Consider the following 25,585-nt stretch of genomic DNA (forward strand, 5'->3'; position numbering starts at 1 on the left):
TGGTCACTTCTTGCCGTCCTCGTCCACGATCTCCGCGTCGACCACGTCGTCGGCCCCACCGGTCTGGGAGCCGGTCGCGCCGGCCGCACCGGCCGCGCCGGCCGCACCCGGGCCGGGCTCGCCACCCGGCTGCTGACCCTGCTCGGCCTGCTGGGAGTAGAGCAGCGAACCGGCCTGCTGGGAGACCTGCGCCAGCCGCTCGTGCGCGGACTTGATCTTCTCGATGTCCTGGCCGCCGAGGGCGCCTCGCAGCTCGCCGAGCGCCTCGTTGAGCTGCTCCCGGTTCTCCGTGGGCAGCTTGTCGCCACTCTCGGCGAGGAACTTCTCGGTCTGCCACTGGAGCGCCTCGGCCACGTTGCGGGTCTCGGCGTCGTCGCGACGGCGCTTGTCCTCCTCCGCGTGCTCCTCGGCGTCCCGGCGCATCCGCTCGATGTCGTCCTTCGGCAGCGAGGAGCCGCCGGTGATCGTCATCTTCTGTTCCTTGCCGGTGCCCAGGTCCTTGGCGTGCACGTTGACGATGCCGTTGGCGTCGATGTCGAAGGCGACCTCGATCTGCGGCACGCCGCGCGGCGCCGGCGGCAGGCCGGTCAGCTCGAAGGTGCCGAGCTTCTTGTTGTAGGCCGCGATCTCACGCTCACCCTGGAACACCTGGATCAGCACCGACGGCTGGTTGTCGTCCGCCGTGGTGAAGACCTCGGAGCGCTTGGTCGGGATAGTGGTGTTGCGCTCGATCAGCTTGGTGAAGATGCCGCCCTTGGTCTCGATGCCCAGGCTCAGCGGGGTCACGTCGAGCAGCAGGACGTCCTTGACCTCACCCTTGAGCACACCGGCCTGGAGGGCGGCGCCGACGGCGACGACCTCGTCCGGGTTGACGCCCTTGTTGGGGTCACGGCCGGTGAGCTGCTTGACCAGGTCGGTCACGGCGGGCATCCGGGTCGAACCGCCGACCAGGATGACGTGCTCGACGTCGGAGATCTTGATCCCGGCGTCCTTCACGGCCTGCTCGAACGGGCCCTTGCAGCGGTCCAGCAGGTCCTGCGTCATCCGCTGGAACTCGGCGCGGCTCAGCGTCACGTCGAGGTGCAGCGGGCCGGCCGCGCCGGCGGTGATGTACGGCAGGTTGATGTTGGTCGTGGTGGCGGCGGACAGCTCGATCTTGGCCTTCTCGGCGGCCTCACGGAGGCGCTGGAGGGCCATCTTGTCCTGACCGAGGTCGATGCCGTGCTCACCACGGAACGTCTTGACCAGGTGGTCGATGATCCGCTGGTCCCAGTCGTCGCCACCGAGGTGGTTGTCACCGCTGGTCGACTTGACCTCGATGACGCCCTCGGCCAGCTCCAGCAGCGACACGTCGAAGGTGCCGCCGCCGAGGTCGAAGACCAGGACGGTCTGCTCCTTGGAGCCCTTGTCCAACCCGTACGCCAGGGCGGCCGCGGTCGGCTCGTTGACGATCCGCAGCACGTTGAAGCCGGCGATCTCACCGGCCTCCTTGGTGGCCTGGCGCTGGCTGTCGTTGAAGTAGGCCGGGACGGTGATCACCGCGTCGGTGATCTGCTCGCCCAGGTACGCCTCGGCGTCCCGCTTGAGCTTCATCAGCGTCCGGGCCGAGATCTCCTGTGGCGTGTACTTCTTGCCGTCGATGTCGACGGACCAGTTCGTGCCGACCTCGCGCTTGACCGACCGGATCGTCCGATCCGGGTTGGTCACTGCCTGACGCTTGGCGACCTCGCCGACGAGCACCTCGCCGTTGCGGGCGAACGCGACGATCGACGGAGTCGTCCGCGACCCCTCAGCGTTGGCGATGACGGTGGGCTCACCGCCCTCGAGAACGCTGACGCAGGAGTTCGTCGTGCCGAGGTCGATACCGACCGCACGTGCCATGTTCGCTTCCTCGCTTCGTAAGGTTGTGCAGGTGACGGGCACTGCCCGCGGCTGCCTGGCGAGCACCGCCCGCAGCGGGCCCCACCACAAGTTGAGTGAACTTGACTCAATAGTGCCACGCGTTGGCCAATCGTCAAGTTGAGTTGAGTCAACCCGACGCAACCCACCCGTTATTACCGTCCGGTTGTCTTCCCTTGCATCGGTCGGGCACGCTTTAGCGGTGACGACGCCCGGCGATTCCGCCACCCGTTCCGGCGCGCCCGCCGTCGCAGCCCGCACCGGCCCGCCGGACGCCGCGGAGGAGCCGCCCGCCACCACCGGGGACGACAGCCTCCCCGGCGCGCTGTCGGGTCTCCGGGAGGCGATCGGTGCGACCCGGTACCCCCTCGCGCTGCCCTCCGCCGGCCCCGCCCGGCACAACGCCACCGCCCTCACCGACCAGCTCGACGACTATCTGCTGCCCCGGCTCGCCCGACTGGACGCCCCGCTGCTCGTGGTGGTCGGCGGCTCCACCGGCGCGGGCAAGTCGACCCTGGTCAACAGCCTGGTCAAGGCCCGGGTCAGCGCCGCCGGGGTGCTCCGACCGACCACCCGGTCGCCGGTGCTGGTCTGCAACCCGTCCGACGCGGCCTGGTTTCGACAGGGTGACCTGCTGCCCGGCCTGACCCGCACCACCGAGCCGAGCGACGATCCGCGCGCCCTGCACCTCGTCACCGCGCCGGCCCTGCCCGCCGGGCTGGCCTTCCTCGACGCGCCCGACATCGACTCGGTGGTCGACGCCAACCGGGCGCTCGCCACCCAACTGCTCGCCGCCGCCGATCTCTGGCTCTTCGTCACCACCGCAGCCCGGTACGCCGACGCGGTGCCCTGGGAGCTGCTGCGCAGCGCCAGGGCGCGAGGCGCGGTGATCGCCATGGTGCTGGACCGGGTGCCCGCCGAGGCCACCGACGAGATCGCCGCGCACCTGACCGAGATGCTCGCCGACCAGGGCCTCGGCCGGGCGCCGCTGTTCGTGCTGCCGGAGACCTGGGTCGACGGGCAGGGGTTGCTGCCCGAGGGGGTCACCGCGTCGCTGGCCGACTGGTTCGCCCGGCTGGCCGGCGACGCCGACGCCCGGGCGGCCGTGGTCCGTCAGACGCTGGACGGGGCGCTGGCCGCCCTGCACCCCGCCGTCGAGCAGCTGGCCGACGCCGCCGACGAGCAGCTCGCCGCCGCCGACGGGCTGGACGAACGGGTCCGGGCCGCGTACCGGGGTGCCGAGCGCACCGTCGAGCAGGGGCTCCAGGACGGTCGGCTGCTCCGGGGTGAGGTGCTCGCCCGCTGGCAGGAGTTCGTCGGCACCGGCGAGCTGTTCCGCACCCTGGAGGCGCGGATCGGCCGCCTGCGGGACCGGGTCGTGGCCGCCGTCACCGGCCGGCCGGCACCCTCCGTCGAACTCCGCAACGCCATCGAGTCGCAACTGGTGACACTGCTGCGCGGGGTGGCCTCGGAGGCCGCCGAATCCGCGTACACCGGGTGGAAGGCACACCCCGCGGGCACCGACCTGCTCGACCCCGCGCTCGCCCACCCGAGCGCCGACCTGCCCGAACGCGCCGAGCGGATGGTCCGGGACTGGCAGCGCGGCGTGCTGGAGCTGGTCCGGGTCGAGGGCGGGGACAAACGGTTCGTGGCCCGCACCGCCGCGTACGCGGTCAACGCCACCGGGCTGGCCGTGATGATCGCCGTGTTCGCCTCCACCGCGTTCATCCCGACCGGGCTGGAGGTGGCGACCGGGGCCGGCACCACGGTCGCCGCGCAGGCCGTACTCCAGGCGATCTTCGGCGACCAGGCGGTGCGTACCCTCGCCGCCAAGGCCCGCACCGACCTGCTGGACCGGGTGCGGACGCTGCTCGACGCGGAGGCCGACCGCTTCCTGAGCCGCACCGCGGACGCCCGCCCCGCCGCGGACGTCGGCGACGGCCTGCGCCGGGCCGCGGGGCGGGTCGAGCTGGCCCGGCACCGCAGCGGCCTTTCCGCCGCCGGCAACACCCCGCCGGTCACCGACGAGGAGGGTTCGCGGTGACGAACATCACCGGCCGGGTACGCGAGGCGTTCCGCGGAGACCAGCGGGTCGACGCCGACGCGCTGATCGCCCGACTGGACGCGGTACGCCGGTTCCTGACCGCTGTCGACGGCCTGTTGCCGGACGCCGAGCTGGTGCCCGCGCACACCCTGGTCGAGCGGGCCGGCACCCGACTCGCGCTCTCCCGGGACCACACCGTGGTCGCCCTGGCCGGCGCGACGGGCAGCGGCAAGTCCAGCCTCTTCAACGCGTTGGCCCAGCTGGAGCTGTCACCGGTCGGGGTCCGCCGGCCGACCACCGGCGTCACCCACGCCTGCGTGTGGGGCCAACTGGAGGGCGCCAACCGGCTGCTCGACTGGATCGGCGTGCTGCCCCGACACCGTTTCGTCCGGGAGAGCGCCCTGGACGCGGACGACGAGACGGCGCTGCACGGGCTGATCCTGCTCGACCTGCCAGACTTCGACTCGGTGCAGCGGTCCCACCGACTGGAGGTGGACCGGCTGCTCGGCCTGGTCGACCAGGTGGTCTGGGTGGTCGACCCACAGAAGTACGCCGACCGGGTCATCCACGACAGCTACCTGCGCGAGTTCCACCGCCACCGCGACGTCACCCTGGTCGTGCTCAACCAGGCCGACCGGCTGCCCCCGGCGGAGGTGCCCCGAGTCCTGGACGACCTGCGCCGACTGCTCGACACGGACGGGCTGACCGGGGTGCCCCTGCTGTCCACCACGGCCATCGACCCGGCCGGCATGGTCGGGCTGCGCGGGGCCCTGGAGCGGACCGTCGCCGAGCGGCAGGCCGCGCTGCGTCGCCTCGCCGGTGACGTCGACACGGTCGTCGCCGGGCTCGACGAGCTGGTCGGCTCGGCCCGACCGGCCGGTGGGCCGGACGACTCGACCGTCGACGGGCTGAACCGGGCCCTGGCCGGCGCTGCCGGCGTGCCGGCGGTGACCGAGGCGGTGCAGCAGGCGTACCGGCACCGGGCCGTCGCGGCCACCGGCTGGCCCCTGGTCCGGGGCTGGCGGCGGTTGCGACCCGACCCGCTGCGCCGGCTGCACCTGCCCGGCCCGGTCGACGCCGGGGCCGACCCGGCGGAGAGCCTGGTCGCGGCCACCGCCGTGCCGGACCCGACGGCCGCCCAACGCTCCGCCCTGGGCCTGGCGATCCGCGCGGTCGCCGACCGGGCCGCCGCCGACCTGCCCGCCGCCTGGCCCGGCGCGGTCACCGCCGCCGCCCGGTCCCGCCTCGGCGACCTGCCGGACGCGCTGGACCGCACGATCGCCGGCACCGACCTCGGCCTCGGCCGTCGACCGGTGTGGTGGCGCGTCGTCGGCGGTGTGCAGTGGCTGGTCACCCTGGCTGCCGTGGTCGGTCTGGGCTGGCTGGTGCTCGGCTACGCGCTGCGGGCACTCGGCCTGCCCGCACTGGACAACCCGATGGTCGGGCAGGTGCCACTGCCGACCCTGCTGCTGCTCGGCGGCCTCCTGGCCGGGCTGTTGCTGGCGGCGCTGACCAGACCGGTGGTGCGCTGGGCCGCCCGGCGTGCGCGGGCGCGCGCCGAGCAACGCCTGACCGCGAAGGTCGCCCGAGTGGGCGAGGAGTACGTGCTCACACCCGTGCGGGTCGTGCTCGGCTCGTACGCGCAGGCACGCGACGCGTTGAAGGATGCCGCCCGCCGCTGACGCTCCGCACGACTCGCTACCCCTCGTTGTACGCCCCGGGCGGCGTAGGGTCGGAGCATGGCCACGCCTCAGACCCCCTACGACGCGGTGCTGCACGCCGCACGCGACGTGACCAAGCTGGAGTCCGCCCTCGACGCCGAGATGCTCGGCAGCGCGCTGCTGGGCAGTGTCTACGCGATCGCGGAGACCGACCGCGACACCGCCGTACGGGAGTTCGTCACCGGGTTTCTCGCCGCCACCGCCCGTCGCCGGGTCGCGGCCGCGACCACCATCCGGCAGGTCTTCGCCACGCTCGTCCCGGACGCCGAGGGCACCGACCGGGTGCGTCCGGGCAGCCAGGCACCCAGCTGGGCCGGTCAGCTCGGCCGGGTGCACCTGACCGGCACCTGGGCGTACGGCGACGTGTACGGCGACCAGACGTCCTACCTCGCCACGTTCGCCTACGACGACGCGTCCGGCGGCTCGGAGCACGCGCTGGTGGCCCTGGTGGACCACAACATCGGGATCACCAAGGACATCTTCGTCGGCGGGCCGGCCGAACGGATCCTGGACCAGGTCCGTCAGATGTGCGCGGACGACGAGCTGACCTGGTTCCGTACCGAGAATCCGGCCCGGCTCCGCGGCGAGGTGGCCCGCCACCTCGCGGTGACCGACGAGTTGAGCGAGCTGCCCGGCGAGGGTTCCCTCGCCACCGACCGGGCGCTGGTCGGCGCCCGGCTGGCGCTGCTGCCCACCGCCGCCGACCCGACCGGCCCGGCGGAGGTCGAGCCACCCACCGCCGCCGAGCGCACCGACCTGGTCCGGCGGTTCCTCGCCGCGCCGGAGGCCACCCGCTTCGGGCTGGATTCCGTCGACGGCCCGGAGCTGGCCTCGCTGCACTTCTGCCTGAGCCTGCTGCTGGACCACTCGGCGACCTTCCCGGACGCCGACCCGATGCGCTGGAGCCCGGCGGTGTCCGGCCTCTTCCTGCTCGACTGGGTGCACCGCCGTGCCGTGCTGGACATGGACGACGCGGCCATGCTGCCCCGGGTGCTGCGGGCCTGGGCGCGGTACGCGTCCCGCCAGCGTGGTCTGCCCGAGGCGGCGGCGACGCGCACCGACGAGGCGATCGAGGAGATGGTGCCGGAGTTCGCGCGCCTGTACTCCACGGGTGAGCGACGCAGCGCGGCCACCGCCGCGGTGGCGCAGCTGATGGCCGACGGCGTGGACCCGGACGACCCGGCCGCCTTGGACGCGTGGATCGAGGCGAACCGGCACCGCCTCGCCGACGACGGGGCCTGACGACACCCGAGGCCGGGCGGCAACGTGCCGCCCGCCTCGGCCCGGCGCCTGCGGCCGGTTCAGCGGCCCGGCCCAGCGCCTGCGGGGCGGTCTCAGCGCAGCGGGCCGAAGACCGCTGCGGCGATCAGCGCGCCGAGCACACCACCGGCGAGCACCTGCGGCACCGTGTGGTCCCTCAGCCGCACCCTGGACCAGCCGACCAACGCCAGCAGCGGGGCGGCGGCCAGCACGCGCGCCCCGAACGTCACCGTCAGGATGACCAGGGTGCCGGCGGACACCGCCGAGTGGATCGACATCTTCCACCAGTGGCTGACCGAAACGGCGACCACGAGGCCGACCAGCCCGGCCACCGCCAGCGCCAGCAACGGGCGGGGTGCGCCGAGCACGGTGAGCAGGGCGAGCCCTCCCGCGACCGAGCCGAGGCCGACCAGCAGCGGCACCCGGCGCTGCTCCCGACGGCCGATGTGATGGTCGGTGAGCCGGCCACGACGTACCCCGCCGACGATGTAGGCGAACGGGATGCCGGTGACGAAGATCGTGGCGAGCAGACCCCAGACGAGGCCCTGACCCGGGCGGCGTGCGCTGTGCCAGCTCACCGTGATGATCAGCAACGACACGAGCACGGCCGGCGCGGTCATCTCGGTGACCAGTCGGGCGATCCGCCGCCCCGGGCCGGGTGGGCTGGTGACCGGGCGGAGTTCGGTACCGCCGCCCACGCCACCCCCTCCGGTATGCGCCTACCGCCGAACACCGCCGGCACCGGATGGGCCGCGCCTGTTCGTCACCGTACCGCCGGGGACACCGTGGGGTGCGCCGGTCCGGCCAGCGATGCCAGGCCGACCGCGAACGTCGGAAGATCGGTCGGAGACGACGGGACCACCGGGCTGGGCCGGTTCGTCGGCACGGCGGGGGTGGCGGGCGGCGCGGGCCTGGTGGCCGGAACGGACCAGGTGCTGGTCGGCACGGGGGTGGTGACCGGCACGGACCGGGTGCAGGTCGGGACGGCGGTGGCGGTCGAGGCGTCCGTCGGAGTGGACGTCGGCCCCAGCGTGGAGGTCGGAGTCAGCGTCGGCGTCGGATCCAGCGTCGGCGTCGGGTCCACCGTGGGCGTCGGATCCAGCGTGGGCGTCGGGTCCAGCGTCACGGTCGGGGTCGGGCTGGGGCTCGGAGTCGGATCGGTGCCCGGCGAGCCGGTCGGGTCCGGCTCGGTCGTGCCGGGGTCGGTCGGCGAACCGGTGGGTGACGACGGGGGGACGGGCGGGGTGACGGCCGGTGAGGTGCCCCGGGGCGGCTTCGGCGCCACCGGCGGGTGAGGCGCCCGCCGGGCCGGGCCCAGGTCGGTCACTGTGGGCCCCGACCCCGGCCCTTCCCGGGTACGCCGGGGAGCGGCGGGCAGCCAGCCGCTGGTGGGGCCGACACTGGGGGTGCCGGGGGGTGCGAGTGCCGGCTGGCTGGTCATCGGCAGCGGGATCAGCACCGGCCCGACCGACGGGGTCGGGATGAACGGGATGCTGCTGTCCGGCAGCGCGGTGCTGCCCGGAGTGGCTGAGCCGGCGCTGATCGCGGCGAGGATCGGCATCGACGCGGTGCCGGCCAGCAGCGCGACAGTGAGCAGGTAACCCCGGGTGGGACCGCCGGCGCCGGGGGCGCGGTGCACACCGACCACCCGGCGGTACCCGCCCGGAGACCGGTGCCGGCCGAGAGCTGGTGTGCCGGGACCGTCACCTGGCTCGTGCACCGCACACCCCTTGTCGTCAGCCGTCGGAGGACATGGATGGACGCCGCCAGCCCGGAAGCCGGCAATTAACTCGATAGGCGCGATCCTGCGGGAATCAGCCTTACGTAGTGACCCTCCGTCGTCCAACATGCACCGCGTGTCGACACGCGGTGCTGACCGAACGGTGACGAATCATCGCCGGAACGCCCTCGAAACGCAGGCCGGCATGATGGCGACAAACGCTGGCAAAGCGTGGGCGGTCGCAATGCGGGGCGGGCGTACTGTGGGCGCGCTCACCTGCTCTGCGAATATGGAGCACGACGGCAACGCAGCCGTGACCTCCGCGCACCCTCGCGGCAGGCGCGGTTGAGCGCCGGCACTCCCGATCCGGGTTCGGCCAGAACCCGGCTCACGCCGTGCGGCAACCCCCACCGGGGCTAGGCGCGGCCGCCAGGAACCGGTCCGGCAGCAGCCGGGCAGGCGCACGAGTTGCGCGGCCGGGTGACCCCCCGGTGCCGACGCAGACACGACAGGGAGAGACCGATGGCAAAGGGCGACCCCGGGGGCACCACCCGCAGCAGGCGGCCTGCACCCCGCTCCAAGAAGGGCGCGGCCGGTAATCCGGAGCTGGTGCAGCTACTCACCCCCGACGGTGAGCGGATCGACAGCGCCACCGGGCCGGACGGCACCGAGTACCGCGTGGACTTCACCGACGAGGAGTACCGCGGCCTCTACCGCGATCTGGTGATGGTCCGCAAGCTGGACGCCGAGGCGACCGCCCTCCAGCGCCAGGGCGAGCTGGGCCTCTGGGCCAGCCTGCTCGGCCAGGAGGCCGCGCAGGTCGGCTCCGGGCGGGCGCTGCGCTCGCAGGACATGGCTTTCCCGACCTACCGGGAGCACGGCGTCCTCTACTGCCGGGGCATCGACCCGATCATGCCGCTGGGCCTGTTCCGCGGTGTCGACCAGGGCGGCTGGGACCCGAACGAGTTCAAGTTCAACATGTACACGATCGTCATCGGTGCGCAGACCCTGCACGCCACCGGTTACGCCATGGGCATCACCATGGACGGCAAGATCGGCACCGACGACGGCGAGGCCGCGATCGCGTACTTCGGCGACGGGGCCACCAGCCAGGGCGACGTGAACGAGGCGTTCGTCTGGGCCAGCGTGTTCAACGCGCCGCTGGTCTTCTTCTGCCAGAACAACCAGTACGCGATCTCCGAGCCGCTGGAGCGGCAGACCCGGGTTCCGCTCTACCAGCGGGCCGCCGGCTTCGGTTTCCCCGGCGTACGGGTGGACGGCAACGACGTGCTGGCCTCGTACGCGGTGACCCGCACGGCGCTGGACAACTCCCGGCACGGGCAGGGCCCGAGCCTGATCGAGGCGTACACCTACCGGATGGGCGCGCACACCACCTCCGACGACCCGACCCGCTACCGGATCGCCAGCGAGGTCGAGTCGTGGCAGGCCAAGGACCCGATCACCCGGGTCAAGGCCTTCCTGGAGAAGCAGCAGATCGCCGACGCGGCCTTCTTCGCCGAGGTCGACGAGCAGGCCCGCCGCGAGTCGGTGCACCTGCGCGAGCGGGTGCTCAACATGCCCAACCCGGAGCCGGTGACGATGTTCGACAACGTCTACCCCAACGGGTCCCCTCTGCTCGACGAGCAGCGCGCGACGTTCAACCGCTACATGGAGTCCTTCGAAGGGAGCGCCCACTGATGGCCACGGAGACGCTCACCCTCGGCAAGGCCCTCAACACCGGCCTGCGCCGCGCCCTGGAGACCGACCCCAAGGTCATCATCATGGGCGAGGACGTCGGCAAGCTCGGCGGCGTCTTCCGGATCACCGACGGGCTCCAGAAGGACTTCGGCGACCAGCGGGTGATCGACACCCCGCTGGCCGAGTCCGGCATCATCGGCACCGCGGTCGGTCTGGCCATCCGCGGCTACCGGCCGGTCTGCGAGATCCAGTTCGACGGTTTCGTCTACCCCGCGTACGACCAGATCGTGTCGCAGGTGGCGAAGATGCACTACCGCTCGGGCGGGCGGCTCAGCATCCCCATGGTGATCCGGATCCCCTTCGGCGGCGGCATCGGCGCCGTCGAGCACCACTCCGAGTCACCGGAGGCGTACTTCGCGCACACCGCCGGCCTGAAGGTCGTGACCTGCTCCAACCCGCAGGACGCGTACGTGATGATCCAGCAGGCCATCGCCTCGGATGACCCGATCGTCTTCCTGGAGCCCAAGCGGCGCTACTGGGAGAAGGGTCAGGTCGACCTGGAGGCCCCGCTGTCCGAGGCGTACCCCCTGCACTCGGCCCGGGTCGTGCGGCCCGGCACCGACGTGACGGTGCTGGCCTACGGGCCGATGGTGCGCACCTGCCTGGAGGCGGCGACCGCCGCCGCGGAGGACGGCCGGGAGCTGGAGGTCATCGACCTGCGCTCGCTGTCCCCGCTGGACCTGCGCGCCGCGTACGAGTCGGTGAAGCGCACCGGCCGCGCGGTCGTGGTGCACGAGGCGCCGTCCAACATCGGTCTCGGCGCCGAGTTGGCCGCCCGGATCACCGAGGAGTGCTTCTACTCCCTGGAGTCGCCCGTGCTGCGGGTGACCGGCTTCGACACCCCCTACCCGGCCGCCCGGGTGGAGGAGGAGTACCTGCCCGACCTCGACCGGGTGCTCGACGCCGTCGACCGCACCTTCGGCTGGTGATCGACATGTCCCGGATCAAGACGTTCAACCTGCCCGACCTGGGCGAGGGGCTGACCGAGGGCGAGATCCTGGCCTGGCTGGTCAAGGTCGGCGACACCATCGAGCTGAACCAGCCGATCGTCGAGGTGGAGACGGCCAAGGCGGCGGTGGAGATCCCCGCGAAGTGGGCCGGCCAGGTGCAGGCGATCCACCACCCCGAGGGCACCACGGTCGAGGTCGGTACGCCGATCATCGCGATCGACACCGACCCGGGCGCCGGCCCGTTGGAGGCGCCGTCGACCACGGCCACGCCCAGCGGTGACCTGCCCACCCCGTCGGCGGCCTCGCTGGCGGCGGTGGAGGTGGCGCCGGCCGAGGGCATGGTGGAGCCCGGCCTGATCGGCGGTGCGGCCCCGGGTGGGCGGACCGCGGTGCTCGTCGGGTACGGCCCGCGTACGACCGCCGCGAAGCGTCGCCCGCGCAAGGGCGCCGTCCCGGCGCAGGCCGCGGCGGCACCCGCTCCGGCGGCACCGGCTCCGCAGCCGGTGGTCGCGCCCGTGGTGGCTCCGGCTCGTGACGGGCAGGCCGCGACGGCGACGGGCGGGCTGGTGCTGGCCAAGCCTCCGGTGCGCAAGCTCGCCAAGGACCTCGGGGTCGACCTCGGCACGCTGACCGGTTCGGGCCCGTTGGGTTCGATCACCCGGGAGGACGTGCAGCAGGCGGCGAGCGGTGCCGTGGCCGGGCCGATCGCGACCTCGTCGGTGACGACGAGCGTCGCGAGCTTCGGCGCGGACCGCGAACAGCGCATCCCGGTCAAGGGGGTTCGCAAGCTCACCGCCGAGAACATGTCCCGCTCGGCGTTCACCGCTCCGCACGTGACGGAGTTCCTGACCGTCGACGTCACGAGGGCGATGAAGGCTCTGGACCGACTGCGGGCCCGACGGGAGTGGCGCGACGTACGGGTCTCGCCGCTGCTGCTGGTGGCGAAGGCGGTGCTGCTGGCGGTGAAGCGTCACCCGATGGTCAACTCGACCTGGGCCGGCGACGAGATCGTGGTCAAGGACTACGTCAACCTCGGTATCGCGGCGGCCACCGAGCGTGGCCTGATCGTGCCCAACGTCAAGGACGCCGGTCGGCTCTCGCTGCGGGAGTTGGCGGACTCGCTGAACGGCCTGGTGCAGACGGCCAAGTCCGGCCGCACCTCACCGGCGGACATGTCCGGTGGCACCTTGACCATCACCAACGTCGGGGTGTTCGGAGTGGACACCGGCACGCCGATCCTGCCGCCGGGCGAGTCCGCGATCCTGGCCTTCGGCGCCGTACGGGAGATGCCCTGGGTGCACAAGGGCAAGGTCAGGGCGCGTCAGGTCACCACGCTGGGGCTGAGCTTCGACCACCGGATCATCGACGGTGAGCTGGGCTCGAAGTTCCTGCGCGACATCGGCGACTTCCTCGCCGATCCGGAGGCGGCCCTGCTCGCCTGGACCTGATCGTCCGCAACGCCAGCCACGGCCGGTGTGCCACGGGTTAACGCCCGGCACACCGGCCGTGTCGTTTGGGCGACGGAAACGTCAGCCAGACCGGCTGTTGACCTTTGATTGTTAGGCAGGTGTCTCAGCTCACCTAATAATCGATGGAAGTTGGCCGGGTTCTGCGGTTGAATAGACACATCAGGGGCTGACAACCGAATAGCTAGGGGGACCCACCAATGAGCATGATCGAGCGAATCCGCAACCACCGCGACGCGACCCGCCGCGCCCGTGCCATCGAGCACGCGCTGCGCTCGGCGAACTCGCCGGCGGTTCGCGAGGAGATCCTCGTCATCGCCCAGCGTCACATGAGCTGACGCTCCTCGACATTCCGCACCTCCTCCAGATCGATGGCCCACCCGGTCCGCCGGGTGGGCCATCGGCGTTTCCCGCCACCGGCCACCGGGATTCCGCCCTGCCGCAGCGCCCGGTACGGTGGGCTTCGGTCGCCGCCCGCCGACCCGGCAGGGGCCGAGCTGACAGAAGCTGCTCGACACCGACCGGCCACGCGCAGTGACGACCGGTGCTCCTTGGACGGGCCGTGCCACCACCCGATACCGTGCGGGGAGCCGGCACAGCGGTACGCCGGTGACGCCGGCAGCCACGCCGAGGAGACCGATCGGCGCCGGCGAGCCGACATGTGATGGAGGAGGCGCACCCATGACGTCCGAGGGCCCGCACCGCCCCGGCCAAGAGCCGGACGAGGTGTCACCGGGCGCCGGCGGACCGGCGCCGTACGGCGACCGCCCGGCGCAGCCGGACAACAGCCACAACGCCGCCGGCCCCGACCTGGGCTGGGCGCCCCCGCCGCCGACGCGGCCCAACCCGTCGACGCCAGCATGGGCGACCCAGTCCGAGCAACCGCAGGCCCCCGCCTGGGGTGCCGCCGCTGCCCCGCAGCCCGGCGACCCGGCGCAGCCTGCCTGGGCGGCCGGCGGCGGCACGAGCGAACCGCCGCAGCCCGGCGCCTGGCCCGGCAACGACGGCACACCGGCCCCCGGGCAGCCTGCCCCCTGGGGGGCGCAGCAGCAGGCCTGGACGCCGGCCGAGCAGAGCGCACCCGTACCAAACTGGACTCCGAACGCCCCTGAGCAGCCCGAGTGGGTGCAGACCCAGCCGGCCGCGCGAGGCGCCGCGCAGGTGCCGCCGGCCACCACTGCCTGGCCTGCCCAGGAAGACCCGGCCCGAGCCGGCGCCTGGGGTTCGGCGGCGCAGGCCAACCCGCCCGCCGGTGACTGGCACGGCACCGAGTCACAGCAGCCCGAGATGCCGCAGGCCGGTGGCTGGTCCGGCAACGCCCAGCAGGACGACGCGCCCGCCAACGGCGGCTGGCCCGCCAGCAGCCCCGCCGCACGCGACGACCAGCCGGTGTGGACGCCGGCTGAGCAGTCGCCGCCGGCCTGGGGCCAACCTGCCGAGTCGACCGAGCAGCCGGCCCCCGGGTGGGGGCAGGCCGCCCAGCCCAGTGCCGCCCGTGGCGCGGCCCAGGTGCCGACACCGGCGGCGAACTGGCCCAGCCAGGACGACCCGGCCAACTCCGGTGGGTGGGCCGCACAGCAACAGGCACAACCCGCAGCCTGGAACGACGGCGGCGAAGTGCGGCAGGACCAGGCCGAACAGCCGGCCGCCTGGGGCGGGGCCGAGAGCCGCCCGCAGCAGCCCGACTGGGTGCTCGCACCCCAGGACCAGCCGGCCGAACGGCCGGAGCCGGGAGGGTGGACCCCGGCGGAGCAGAGCGGCCTGCCCGCGCGCGCCAGCGTCAGCGTGCCCACCAACGACGGCGCACCCAGCTGGGCCGCCAACCCGGACAACGCGGCACCGGCCAACCCCGGCGTGCCGGCGGTCGAGCCGTGGGCACCCGGTGAGGTGTGGGGCCGCGCCGAAGCCGAGGCGTCCGCCCAGTCCCGCGGTGGTTGGGAGGCGGACCGAAACGACGAGGCACCTGCCTACCAGCCCGGGCCCGCGCCGGGCATCTCGCCGGCGAACGCTGTGCCGCTGCCCCCACAGGAGCAACGAGTGCCGGGCGCCAGCCTGGCCGCCGCCCCGCCAGCCGACTACGCGTCGCCCCAGGCCCAGTTCGCCCCGATCCCCGAGCAGCCCGCGTACGCCGAGCGGGAGGCCCCGGACGCCGCCGCGCAGTACGAGGCGGAACCGGCCGGCTGGGGCCGCGCCGAGGACGCCCCCGCGAGTGGCGGCGCGATGGTGCCCGCCCCGCGTACCTCTCCGGAGTCCGGAGCGGGTCGCGCGGTCGTGCCGGTGCCGGAGGCCGACTCGGCGGACGGCGCGGCGGCCCGCGCCACGGCGAGCGCTTCGGTGCCGCTGGCCAGCCGGGTGATGCCCCCGACCGACCAGGCCATCCGGCCGACTGGCACGGCGACACCACAACCCCGGGTGTACGGCCGCCCGGCTCGACCGGAGCCGGAGAACGAGCCGGAGCCGGAGGCGTTCCAGGTCGACCCGAGGGCCGAGCGCCCGGCCGCGCCCGAGTGGCAGAACGACTCACAGCGCCAAGCCGCACCCGAGTGGCAGAACGACTCACAGCGGCAGGCCGCACCCGAGTGGCCGAACGACTCACAGCGCCAGGCCGGTCCCGGCTGGGGCGGCGAGGCGGCGGCCGATCAGCGCTTCGACGACCGGCAGCCCGCACCGAACGCGTTCGGGGAGGCCCCGTCGGCGCCGCCGGCGTTCCCGCCCGGTGTGCCGTCCTTCGTCGACACGCCCGGCAACAACCGACCGGTGAACGGCACACGGCCGCACGCCGGTGCCGAACGACCGGCCGACCAGTTCGGCGGCCCCGGGTCGTCTGCCTCCGGCGCCGCCGCCGTGAACGGGGCACCGGCCTTCGGTGGCTCGAGCTACGGCGGCCCAGGGCCCGGCGGGTCGGGCTTCGGTGCCGGGCCGGCGACCGAGCCGGTGCCGGGCGGAAACTTCCCGCCGTCGTTCCCGCCCGCGCACCAGCCCACGTCGTCCTGGGGCCAGGAGACCGGCCAGTCAGACCAGGGCCGGTTCGACGCGTTCAAGCCGGACGCCGACGAGCCGAAGGCGGAGCCGCCGACGCCGAAGGTCCGCAACGGCCGGGTGCTGGCAGCGGTGCTGATCGCGGCGGTGCTGATCCTGGCGGTGCCGCTCGGCCTGCTGATGCTGCTGGGCAAGTTCGGCGGCGGAAACGACGGCCCGGCGTTCGACCCGGCGGTCGGCACCTGCGTGAAGCAGTCCGGTCAGGGTGGCGCCACTGCGGCGGACTGCGGCGAGGCGGACGCCTTCACCATCGTCTCGAAGGTGGACGCCAAGGAGAAGTGCACCGACACGACGCAGCCGCACGTGGTGCTGCCGGGTGACGGCACCAACCGGGTGCTCTGCCTCAAACCGGCCACGAAGTAGCTCGACCGACGGCGGGGTTCACGGGCGACCGTGACCCCGCCGTCGTCGTACGTGGGCCTCTTGCTTCGGGCACAATCCGGTTGTGGAGCACGAACTGGCGGCGGCACTGGAGCCGATCATGTCCGATCTTGAGGGGCCAGGCGGCGTGCAGCCCGATCTCCGGGACGAGCCGTGGCGGGACGATTCAGGGACTGCCAGCGCATTTCTCTACGCTCCCGACGGCTCCGGCCAGGGGATCTCGATCGAGCTGGGCCAGCCAACCGTCACACAGGTCGTCGCGCTCGCCGATCAGGTTCAGGAGTGGGCGGTGGAGTCGTTGTGGTCGATGGGCCGCGCCACCAACTGGCCGCCCTGTCCCCACCATCCATCGAGTCACCCTCTGGCAGCGGTGGCGCGTGCCGGCCGAGCGGTTTGGACGTGTCCCACCCTGAGTACCGAGATCAGCGAGATTGGCACCCTAGCTGTTTGATCGTTGGCAGCTGAGCAGCTCGACACGCCCGATACCGCGTTGCTGAGCTGCCACCGATCTCCGCGACGATCCCCAGTGAGACCAACCAGGCTCGTCGATGCGTACGGCTGGTCACGTCGGCCGATTCCTCGGGCGTGACCCCGCCTGGGCAGCGGGCCTTGCCCTCTCGGAGGTCGCCGACTACCTCGGCGTCTCCCGTCAGCGCGCCGCGGTCCTGGTTGATCGCCCAGACTTCCCGGCCCCGATCGAGACGTTGACCGTCGGCCGGATCTGGGATGCGGCAGAGGTCCGTGCGTACGCCGCGAAGCGTCGGGAGCGTAACGAAGGTGGCGCGGGCTAGAAGCCGCCAGCCGTCTGTCGTCCGGGTCACGGCGGCTGACCGAGCGTGCCGTGGCAGGCTGACAGGCATGGGAACGACTGCACGAGTACGGGCTCCAGAGCTGCAGGGCCGAGGTTGGCTGAACACCGGCGGACGCGATCTCAAGCTCGCCGACCTTCGCGGCAAGATCGTAATCGCGGATTTCTGGACGTTCTGCTGTATCAACTGCCTGCATGTTCTCGACGAGCTGCGCCCGTTGGAGGAGAAGTACGGCGACGTGCTCGTCGTGATCGGTGTGCACTCGCCGAAGTTCGAGCACGAGAAGGACGCCGACGCGCTCGCCGCCGCCGTCGAGCGGTACGGGGTGCACCACCCCGTCCTCGACGATCCTGAGATGGACATGTGGCAGCAGTACGCCGCGAGGGCCTGGCCGACCCTGTCGGTGATCGACCCCGAGGGGTACGTGGTGGCGACCATGGCCGGTGAGGGGCACGCCGAAGGGCTGGCCCGGTTGATCGACGAGCTGATCGCCACCCACGAGGCCAAGGGCACCCTGCACCGGGGCGACGGTCCGTACGTTCCGCCGCCGGCGCCGGAGACCGCGCTGCGTTTCCCGGGTAAGGCGGCGCTGCTGCCGAACGGCAACCTGCTGGTCTCGGACTCGGCCCGACACTCCCTGGTCGAGGTCGCCCCGGACGGCGAGACGCCGGTACGCCGGATCGGCTCGGGCGAGCGGGGCCGGGCCGACGGGCCGGCCGATGCGGCGACGTTCTCCGAGCCGCAGGGGGTGTGCCTGCTGCCCACGCACGTCGCCGAGGTCGCCGGCTACGACCTGGTGGTGGCCGACACGGTCAACCACCTGCTGCGCGGCGTACGGCTGGAGTCCGGCGAGGTGGTCACCGTGGCCGGCAGTGGGCGACAGTGGCGCGCCTCGGTCGACGACCACGCCCACGACGCGTTCGCCGTGGACCTCTCCTCCCCGTGGGACCTGGCCTGGTACGACGACAAGCTGATCATCGCGATGGCCGGCATCCACCAGCTCTGGTGGTTCGACCCGATCAAGCGGACCGCCGGCATGTACGCCGGCACCACCGTGGAGGCGCTGCGCGACGGCCCATTGGCCGAGGCGTGGATGGCGCAGCCGTCCGGGCTGTCGGTCTCCGCCGACGGCACCCGGCTCTGGGTCGCCGACAGCGAGACCAGTGCCGTCCGCTACGTGGAGAACGGTGTGCTGGGCACCGCCGTGGGGCAGGGCCTGTTCGACTTCGGGCACGTGGACGGCCCGGCGGAGACGGCGCTGCTCCAGCACCCGCTGGGCGTGTGCGCGCTGCCGGACGGCTCGGTGTTGATAGCGGACACGTACAACGGCGCGGTGCGCCGCTTCGACCCGGCCAGCAACCAGGTCTCCACGGTTGCCGACGGGTTGGCCGAGCCGAGCGATCTGGTGGTCACCCCGGCCGGTGAGGTGCTGGTGGTGGAGTCCGCCGCGCACCGGTTGACCCGGCTCGCTCCGGGTGCCCTGTCGGCGGCGGGTGCCAGCACGGTGGACGGGCCACGGCACCGCACCGAGCGCAAGCCGACCGACGTCGCGGCCGGTGAGGTCACCCTGGACATCGTCTTCACCCCGGCGCCGGGGCAGAAGCTGGACGAGACGTACGGGCCGTCGACCCGGTTGGTGGTCTCGGCGTCGCCGCCGGAGCTGCTGGTGGACGGTGCCGGCACGGGCACCGAGCTGTCCCGTCGGCTGGTGCTCAACGGCGAGGTCACCGCCGGGGTTTTGCAGGTGACCGCCCAGGCGGCGACCTGCGACGCGGACGTCGAACACGCGGCGTGCCACCTGACCCGGCAGGACTGGGGCGTACCGGTCCGGGTGGTCGACGGTGCCGTGACGCGGCTGCCGCTGGTGCTCCGCGGCCTGGACGCCTGACGTTCCGGAGGGGCCTTCGGGCCCCTCCGATCAGGCGAACGGGGCCAGCGGGATGTCGGCGTCGATCAGGGTGGCACGGACCAGTTCGGCGGCGGAGACCGCGCCCGGTGTGTCGCCGTGCAGGCAGATCGAGTCGACCGAGCAGGGGATGACGGTGCCGTCCACCGCCACCACGCTGCGTTCGACGGCCATTCGCACCGCCCGTTCGGCCACCTGCTCCGGGTCGGTGATCACCGCGCCGGGGGTGCCACGTGGCACCAACGCCCCGTTGGGCAGGTAGGCGCGGTCGGCGAAGGCCTCGGCGACGACCGGCAGGCCCGCGCCGACGGCGAGCTGGGCGAGCGTCGAGCCGGGTAGACAGAGCACGGGCAGCTCGGGGTCGTAGCCGGTGACCGCCGCGACCACCGCCGCCGCCTGGGACTCGTCGATGCTGGCCGCGTGGTAGAGCGCGCCGTGCGGCTTGAGGTAGCGGACCCGGGTGCCGAACAGCCGGCAGAACGCGTTCAACGCCCCCAGCTGGTAGGTCACCTCGTCGCGTAGTTCGGCGAAGTCGTACGCGATGTGCCGTCGACCGAAGCCGGCCAGGTCCCGGTAGCCGACCTGCGCGCCCACCGCGACTCCACGCCGCGCGGCGCCCTCGCAGACCCGCCGCATCGTGGACGGGTCGCCGCCGTGGAAGCCGCAGGCGACGTTGGCGGAGGTGACGAGGCTCAGCAGCGCCTCGTCGTCGCCGAGTCGCCAGATGCCGAATCCCTCGCCCAGGTCAGCGTTGAGGTCCATGGAATCTGACGGTAGTCCCTGGGCGGGCCTGCGCGAGCGGGGTCACGTCGGTGACCACCCCGATGACGGGGTATCCGCCGGTGGTCGGGTGATCGGCCAGGAAGATCAGGGGTTGTCCGTCGGCCGGCACCTGCACCGCGCCGAGCACGATGCCCTCGCTGGGCAGCTCGCCGGCGACCGCGCGGGGCAGCGGCTCGCCGGCGAGTCGCGCGCCGACCCGGTTGCTGACCGGGCTGACGGTGTACGCGGTGCCAAACAGCCGGTCGAGTGCGATCGGTGTGAACCAGTCGTCGCGTGGGCCGAGGCTCAACCTCAGGTGCAGCTCCGGCGGGGGCGCGGAGCAGACGGTCAGGTCCACCGGCGCGGGCGCGTCGAGTGGCTCGCCGAGGGGCAGCCGGTCGCCGTCGCCCAGCCGGGGCGGACCGAGCCCGGAGAGGGTGTCGGTGGCGCGGCTGCCGAGCACCGGTGACACGTCGATGCCGCCCGCCACCGCCAGCCAACTCCGTACGCCCCGACGGGCGGGGCCGATCCGCAGCACCGTCCCGGCCGGCACGGTGAGCGGACGCCCGGTGTCGCCGGGCCGGTCGCCGGCGTGGACGGTCACCTCGGCGCCGGTGACCGCCACCGTGGTGGCCCGGGTCAGCCGCAGCATGCAGCCGGTCAGGGTGATCTCCAGGCCGGCGGCGTGCTCCGGGTTGCCGACCAGGCGGTTGGCCAGCCGCAGGGCCGCCGGGTCGAGGGCACCGGACCGGGGAACCCCCAGGTGTGCCCAGCCGGGGCGACCCAGGTCCTGCACGGTGGTGAGCGCACCGGCGCGGAGCACCTCGATGGTGGGCGGGCCGGTCATGCCGCAGCCATCCGGATCGGGGTGCCCGGGCCGAGTCGGGCCGGCGGGTCGGCGTGGACGTCGAAGAGGACCAGGTCGGTGCGGCCGACCAGCAGCCAGCCGCCGGGGGACGCGCTCGGGTAGATGCCGGCGTAGGGGCCGGCCAGGGCGACCGAACCGGTTGGCACCCGGGGGCGGGGCGTGGCCAGCCTGGGCAGCGCCAGCTCGGCGGGCAGCCCGGTCAGGTAGGGGAAGCCGGGGGCGAAGCCGCAGAACGCGACCCGGAACCGGGTGCCGGTGAGCCGGGACAGCACGGCGGGTACGTCCACGCCCCAGTGTTCGGCCACCGCCGGCAGGTCGGGCCCGTCGAAGTCGACCGGAACGACGATCTCCTCACCGTCGTGCTCGTCCGTGCCGCGACGCGCCGCGGCGGCGGCCACGACGGCTGGTGTCCACCGGGTCAGCTGCTCGGTCGTGGCGGCCGGGTCGGGCAGGTCGTCGAGCAGGACGGTGCTGGCCGCGGGCACGATCTCGACGGCGCTCAGGTCACCATGCTCGCGCCGCCGCCACAGCTCGGCTCGCCATGCGTCGACCAGATCGGCCTGTGGCACGCCGTCGGGGCTGGTGCAGTCGATCAGCAGGGCGTGCGCCCCGACGGGCCGGATCCGCATCGGTTCATCTTCGCCGATGGCCGGCGGTCGCGGTGTTCACGGCGACGGTGCCGGGTGTCACCGGCGTGACTACTTGAAAGTAACCTACGGTGCCGTAACCTGATGACGTGACCACCTCCGCCCCGCTTCGCCTGAAGCCGGTCGACATCGGTAAGCCCCGGATGCGCGGCTGGCTGCACACGTACGCCTTCTTCGTCGCGGTGGTGTGCGGCATCGTGCTCTGCTCGATCGCCGCCACCCGACCTGGGTGGGCACCCCTGGTCAGCTGCCTGATCTACAGCCTGACGGTCTGCGGGCTCTTCGGCACGAGCGCGCTGTACCACCGTCGGGTGTGGTCGGAGCGCGGCTACCAGGTGATGCGCCGGATGGACCACTCGATGATCTTCGTGTTCATCGCCGGCACGTACACACCGCTCTGCGTGATGCTGCTCGCGCCCCGGCCGGCCACCGTGATGCTGGCCCTGGTCTGGGGTGGCGCCCTGGCCGGCGTGGCGCTCACGGTGGTCTGGCCGCACGCGCCGCGCTGGGTGTCCGCGCCGCTCTACCTGGCGCTCGGCTGGGTGGCGGTGGCCATGTTGCCGGAGATCCTGCACGGCGGCGGCGTCGCGGCGCTGGTGCTGCTCATCGCCGGTGGCGCGATCTACAGCGTCGGCGCGGTCTTCTACGCGTTGCGGCGGCCCAACCCGTGGCCGACCGTCTTCGGTCACCACGAGTTCTTCCACGCCTGCACGCTGCTGGCCGCGCTCTGCCACCACATCGCGATCTACTTCGCGCTGTTCGCCTGACCCAACCGGCCAGGACGGGCGCGGCCGGCATCGCAGGATCCGCGCAGCTTCGGGGAAACTGCTGCCTCGACGGGCTTTCAGGCAGCAGTTTCCCCGAAAGTGCGCGGATCTTCGCCGGGTGGTGACTGTCGCTCCGGGGTAGAGACGCGAGCCGGGGCCCCGCGACGCTGCGGGACCCCGGAGTTCGCGAGCGAGGTTCAGACCGGTCGGCCCGGTCGACGCACCTCGCGGTACTCCCGCATGACCTGGTCGTCCTGCACCGGCACCACGCGGTCAGCCACGACGCGTTCCTCGCGGACCGGCGCGGCGACCACCGTGCGGCGACGGCTGTTCCAGAAGTAGAGGGTCGTGATCAGGCCGGCGACGCCGGCCAGCATCAGCACCCAGCCGACCACGGACAGGTCCAGCCAGCCCAGGTCTGCCTCCACGGCGAATGCGAGGATCGCGCCGAGCGCGATCAAGAAGATGCTGCCACCAATGCCCATGTCTCGCTCCTCGGCTCGAACCTGGCGTACGACGCGCCGCGGCCGTCGGTAGGGGTGCGGCATCCATCGACTTACCCAGGCACGGAGATCGCCAATCGGGCAAGCTGGGGGCATGACGGACGCGGACCCCGAGACCCGGACGCTGGTGTTGCTGCGGCACGCGAAGGCCGAGCAGGGCAGCGACGCGGCGGACGACGCCGAACGGCCGCTCAGCACACGCGGGACCGCAGACGCCGCAGCGGCCGGCGCCTGGCTGGCGCGCCACGGTCTGCTGCCCGACGTGGTGATCTGTTCGACGGCCAGACGCACCCGCCAGACCTGGCACGGGGTGGCGATGGGGATGACCGGTTCTCCGCCGGAGGGTGGCCCGGCGGGGCCTCGGCCGACCGTTCGTTACGAGGCCGGCGCGTACGACGCCCACCCCGAGGAGTTGCTGGCGCTGGTCCGCACAGTGGACCCGACGGCTCGCACGGCGCTGCTGATCGCCCACAACCCGGGCATCTCGCTGCTATCCGCGCTCCTCGACCCGGAGGGCGCTACCGACGAAGGGTTGCGTACCGCGGAACTGGCGGTGCACCGTGGCCCGCTCGGCTGGGCGGACCTGGGTCGGTCGGGCGCTCCGCTCACCGAACGGCACACCGCACGCGACTGAGCCACCCGCCGCTTGTCGACGGGTGGCTCAGAGGTAGGCGTCCAGGTCAGGACGGCGGCGCGGTTGGTGGCGGCGGGTCCGGTGGCGGCGGCATCATCGCGGTCGGATGAGAGAGCCGGTTCTCCTCCACGATGAGGGTCCGGGCCCGCTTGCGCCGGTCCTGCCAGAACCAGAGCGTGGTCAGCAGTACGGCCAGTCCGGCCAGGATGAAGACCCAGCCGACCGCCCGTACGTCGATCCACCAGACGTTGGCTCTCAGCGCGAAGGTCAGGATCGCGCCGATCGCGATGAGAAAAATGCCGCTTCCGACACCCATATGCGCTGCACTCCCCCGTGCGGTGGCTCTGGGCGTTCCCTTTCGAGGTCACGCGACGGTTACCCGCCACGCCGCCGGCATACCCGGCCAGGCTCGCCCAATGCGCGGCGTGAGACGGGCCGGATGGAAGGGAGTGGCGTGGGCGGAGAGTTGGCAGTCCGGGGAGGGTCTCCATCACAGACACGGCGACGGCCGGCGGGGCGAGGGCCCCACCGGCCGTCGGTGTCGATCCCGGGTGGTGCGACCCGGAACCGGTCAACCGTGCCGTGACACGGTCAGAAGGCTTCCTCCGGGAGGTCCATGATGTCGAGGTCGGTGCTCTCGATGATCCGCCGGTCGGCACCGATGCGGGGCAGCACCTCGCGGGCGAAGAAACGGGCAGCAGCCACCTTGCCGGTGTAGAACGCCTTGTCGGTGGCGGAAACATCGCCGGCCAGCGCCCTCAGCGCCACGTCGGCCTGCCGCTGGAGCAGCCAGCCGACAACCAGGTCGCCGATCGCCAGCAGGAACCGCCGGCTGCTCAGCCCGACCTTGTAGAGCGAGCGGGTGTCGCCACCCTGCGCCTCGCCCAGCCAACCGGTCATCACACCGAGGATGTTCTGCACCTCGGCCAGCGCCTTGCCGAGCGCCTGCCGCTCCTCCTTGAGCTGGCCGTTGCCCGCCTCGGAGGAGATGAACTCCTGGATCTCGCCGGCGACCGCCATCAGCGCCTTGCCGTTGTCCCGGACGATCTTGCGGAAGATCAGGTCCAGGCTCTGGATGGCGGTGGTGCCCTCGTACAGGGTGTCGATCTTGGCGTCGCGGACGTACTGCTCCAGCGGGTAGTCCTGGAGGAACCCGGAGCCGCCGAAGGTCTGCAGGGACTCGTGCCCGAGCATCTCGTAGGCCCGCTCCGACCCGACGCCCTTTACCAGCGGCAGCAGCAGGTCGTTGACCCGCTTGGCGAGCTTGGTGGCCTTCTCGTCGCCGGCAGCCTCGGCGATGGCGACCTTGTCCTGCCAGGAGGCGGTGTAGAGGACCAGGGCACGAAGACCCTCGGCGTACGACTTCTGCAGCAGCAGCGAGCGCCGCACGTCCGGGTGGTGGGTGATGGTGACCCGCGGGGCGGCCTTGTCCGCCTGCTGGATCAGGTCGGCGCCCTGCACCCGGCTCTTCGCGTACTCCAGGGCGTTGAGGTAGCCGGTGGAGAGGGTGGCGATGGCCTTGGTGCCGACCAGCATCCGGGCGTACTCGATGATCATGAACATCTGCCGGATGCCGTCGTGCTTGTCGCCGAGCAGCCAACCCTTGGCCGGTACGCCGTGCTCACCGAAGGTCAGCTCGCAGGTGTTGGAGACCTTCAGGCCCATCTTGTGCTCGACGTTCGTGGTGTAGACGCCGTTGCGCTCACCCAGCTCGCCGGTGGTCTCGTCGAAGTGGAACTTCGGCACCACGAAGAGCGACAGGCCCTTGGTGCCGGGGCCACCGACGCCCTCCACGCCGACCGGGCGGGCCAGCACGTAGTGCACGATGTTGTCGCTCAGGTCGTGCTCGCCGGAGGTGATGAAGCGCTTCACGCCCTCGATGTGCCAGGAGCCGTCGGGCTGCTGGGTCGCGCGGGCACGGCCAGCACCCACGTCCGAGCCGGCGTCCGGCTCGGTGAGCACCATCGTGGAGCCCCACTGCCTGTCGATGAAGAGCTTGGCCCACTTCTTCTGCCGCTCGGTGCCCTCGACGTGCAGCACGTGCGCGAAGGACGGGCCGGAGGCGTACATCCAGATGGGAGCGTTGGAGCCGAGCACCAGCTCGGCGAGTGCCCACCAGAGCGCGCGGGGCGCGTTGGTGCCGCCCAGCTCGGGCGGCAGGTCCAGGCGCCAGAACTCGGAGTCCATGAATGCCTGGTACGACTTCTTGAACGACGCCGGCAGCGGCGCGGTGTGCGTGGCCGGGTCGAAGACCGGCGGGTTGCGGTCGCTGTCCGTGTAGCTGGCGGCGAGATCCTCACGCGCGAGGCGGTCAAGCTCGGCGAGGAAGCTGCGGGCGGTTTCGGCGTCGAGTTCCGAATACGGCTCCTGGCCGAACGCCTGGTCCGCCCCGAAGACCTCGAAGAGGTTGAACTCAAGGTCCCGCAGGTTGCTCTTGTAGTGGGTCATGCT

The 25,585-nt window shown here is 72.6% G+C and carries 21 protein-coding genes; 12 read left to right on the top strand and 9 right to left on the bottom strand.

Annotated features, from left to right (window positions below):
• Positions 1-3: 3 nt before the first annotated feature.
• Positions 4-1,881: a molecular chaperone DnaK gene (gene dnaK / locus LADH09A_RS03410; RefSeq protein WP_238643263.1), complete on the bottom strand. Its 1,878-nt coding sequence runs from the start codon at positions 1,879-1,881 to the stop codon at positions 4-6.
• A gap of 220 nt (positions 1,882-2,101) precedes the next feature.
• On the opposite strand from dnaK, the gene LADH09A_RS03415 reads away from it, so the two are divergent.
• From LADH09A_RS03415 to LADH09A_RS03425, 3 genes are read left to right on the top strand one after another with little or no spacing between them, the layout of a single operon-like run.
• Positions 2,102-3,943 (top strand): GTPase domain-containing protein, encoded by a 1,842-nt coding sequence (locus LADH09A_RS03415; protein WP_238643264.1) that lies wholly within the window; start codon positions 2,102-2,104, stop codon positions 3,941-3,943.
• Entirely contained in the window at positions 3,940-5,625 is a 1,686-nt protein-coding gene (locus LADH09A_RS03420) for a GTPase (protein WP_238643265.1), read from the top strand. The genes LADH09A_RS03415 and LADH09A_RS03420 overlap by 4 nt, the downstream gene beginning before the upstream one ends.
• A gap of 57 nt (positions 5,626-5,682) precedes the next feature.
• Positions 5,683-6,906, top strand: a complete 1,224-nt coding sequence (locus LADH09A_RS03425) for a hypothetical protein (protein ID WP_238643266.1) — start codon at positions 5,683-5,685, stop codon at positions 6,904-6,906.
• Positions 6,907-6,998: 92 nt separating this feature from the next.
• Here LADH09A_RS03425 and LADH09A_RS03430 read toward each other — a convergent pair whose 3' ends face one another.
• Complete coding sequence (locus LADH09A_RS03430) at positions 6,999-7,622, bottom strand: phosphatase PAP2 family protein (protein WP_238643267.1); 624 nt, start codon at positions 7,620-7,622, stop codon at positions 6,999-7,001.
• A gap of 65 nt (positions 7,623-7,687) precedes the next feature.
• Positions 7,688-8,644: a hypothetical protein gene (locus tag LADH09A_RS03435; RefSeq protein ID WP_238643268.1), complete on the bottom strand. Its 957-nt coding sequence runs from the start codon at positions 8,642-8,644 to the stop codon at positions 7,688-7,690.
• Positions 8,645-9,166: 522 nt separating this feature from the next.
• On the opposite strand from LADH09A_RS03435, the gene pdhA reads away from it, so the two are divergent.
• From pdhA to LADH09A_RS03470, 7 genes are all read left to right on the top strand, one after another.
• Positions 9,167-10,342: a pyruvate dehydrogenase (acetyl-transferring) E1 component subunit alpha gene (pdhA, locus tag LADH09A_RS03440; RefSeq protein ID WP_238643269.1), complete on the top strand. Its 1,176-nt coding sequence runs from the start codon at positions 9,167-9,169 to the stop codon at positions 10,340-10,342.
• On the top strand, positions 10,342-11,331 hold the full coding sequence (locus tag LADH09A_RS03445; RefSeq protein ID WP_238643270.1) for an alpha-ketoacid dehydrogenase subunit beta: 990 nt from the start codon (positions 10,342-10,344) through the stop codon (positions 11,329-11,331). The genes pdhA and LADH09A_RS03445 overlap by 1 nt, the downstream gene beginning before the upstream one ends.
• Before the next feature lie 5 nt (positions 11,332-11,336).
• The gene (locus LADH09A_RS03450; protein ID WP_274528949.1) at positions 11,337-12,800 is read left to right on the top strand and encodes a dihydrolipoamide acetyltransferase family protein; all 1,464 of its coding nucleotides are present in this window, start codon (positions 11,337-11,339) and stop codon (positions 12,798-12,800) included.
• Positions 12,801-13,018: 218 nt separating this feature from the next.
• The gene (locus tag LADH09A_RS03455) at positions 13,019-13,156 is read left to right on the top strand and encodes a hypothetical protein (protein WP_165435866.1); all 138 of its coding nucleotides are present in this window, start codon (positions 13,019-13,021) and stop codon (positions 13,154-13,156) included.
• Positions 13,157-13,499: 343 nt separating this feature from the next.
• Complete coding sequence (locus LADH09A_RS03460) at positions 13,500-16,220, top strand: LppU/SCO3897 family protein (protein ID WP_238643272.1); 2,721 nt, start codon at positions 13,500-13,502, stop codon at positions 16,218-16,220.
• Between the two features lie 82 nt (positions 16,221-16,302).
• Positions 16,303-16,689 carry a hypothetical protein gene (locus tag LADH09A_RS03465; RefSeq protein WP_238643273.1) on the top strand — a complete coding sequence of 129 codons (387 nt, stop codon included), beginning with the start codon at positions 16,303-16,305 and terminating at the stop codon, positions 16,687-16,689.
• 407 nt (positions 16,690-17,096) lie between these two features.
• A complete protein-coding gene (locus tag LADH09A_RS03470; protein WP_238643274.1) occupies positions 17,097-18,935 on the top strand; it encodes an NHL domain-containing thioredoxin family protein in 1,839 nt (612 codons plus the stop codon).
• 30 nt (positions 18,936-18,965) lie between these two features.
• Here the strand turns inward: LADH09A_RS03470 and LADH09A_RS03475 are convergent, their stop codons facing one another.
• From LADH09A_RS03475 to LADH09A_RS03485, 3 genes are read right to left on the bottom strand one after another with little or no spacing between them, the layout of a single operon-like run.
• Positions 18,966-19,715: a LamB/YcsF family protein gene (locus tag LADH09A_RS03475; RefSeq protein ID WP_238643275.1), complete on the bottom strand. Its 750-nt coding sequence runs from the start codon at positions 19,713-19,715 to the stop codon at positions 18,966-18,968.
• The gene (locus LADH09A_RS03480) at positions 19,699-20,562 is read right to left on the bottom strand and encodes a 5-oxoprolinase subunit C family protein (RefSeq protein WP_238643276.1); all 864 of its coding nucleotides are present in this window, start codon (positions 20,560-20,562) and stop codon (positions 19,699-19,701) included. Before LADH09A_RS03480 ends, LADH09A_RS03475 begins: the two co-directional genes overlap by 17 nt.
• Positions 20,559-21,212, bottom strand: coding sequence for a 5-oxoprolinase subunit B family protein (locus LADH09A_RS03485; RefSeq protein ID WP_238643277.1), 654 nt, complete (start codon positions 21,210-21,212; stop codon positions 20,559-20,561). The genes LADH09A_RS03480 and LADH09A_RS03485 overlap by 4 nt, the downstream gene beginning before the upstream one ends.
• A 107-nt stretch (positions 21,213-21,319) precedes the next feature.
• Between LADH09A_RS03485 and trhA the strand changes: the two genes are divergently transcribed.
• Positions 21,320-21,997, top strand: coding sequence for a PAQR family membrane homeostasis protein TrhA (gene trhA, locus LADH09A_RS03490; protein ID WP_238643278.1), 678 nt, complete (start codon positions 21,320-21,322; stop codon positions 21,995-21,997).
• A gap of 197 nt (positions 21,998-22,194) precedes the next feature.
• Here trhA and LADH09A_RS03495 read toward each other — a convergent pair whose 3' ends face one another.
• Positions 22,195-22,482 (bottom strand): DUF6458 family protein, encoded by a 288-nt coding sequence (locus LADH09A_RS03495; RefSeq protein WP_238643279.1) that lies wholly within the window; start codon positions 22,480-22,482, stop codon positions 22,195-22,197.
• A 112-nt stretch (positions 22,483-22,594) separates the two neighbouring features.
• Between LADH09A_RS03495 and LADH09A_RS03500 the strand changes: the two genes are divergently transcribed.
• Complete coding sequence (locus LADH09A_RS03500) at positions 22,595-23,134, top strand: SixA phosphatase family protein (RefSeq protein WP_238643280.1); 540 nt, start codon at positions 22,595-22,597, stop codon at positions 23,132-23,134.
• A 46-nt stretch (positions 23,135-23,180) separates the two neighbouring features.
• On the opposite strand, the gene LADH09A_RS03505 is transcribed toward LADH09A_RS03500, so the two are convergent.
• Both LADH09A_RS03505 and LADH09A_RS03510 read right to left on the bottom strand, forming a co-directional pair.
• A complete protein-coding gene (locus LADH09A_RS03505) occupies positions 23,181-23,450 on the bottom strand; it encodes a DUF6458 family protein (RefSeq protein ID WP_030332052.1) in 270 nt (89 codons plus the stop codon).
• A 275-nt stretch (positions 23,451-23,725) separates the two neighbouring features.
• Positions 23,726-25,582, bottom strand: a complete 1,857-nt coding sequence (locus LADH09A_RS03510) for an acyl-CoA dehydrogenase (protein ID WP_238643281.1) — start codon at positions 25,580-25,582, stop codon at positions 23,726-23,728.
• Between the last annotated feature and the right edge of the window lie 3 nt (positions 25,583-25,585).

This window comes from Micromonospora cabrerizensis, from assembly GCF_022230955.1.
In the GTDB taxonomy this organism is placed as follows: domain Bacteria; phylum Actinomycetota; class Actinomycetes; order Mycobacteriales; family Micromonosporaceae; genus Micromonospora; species Micromonospora cabrerizensis.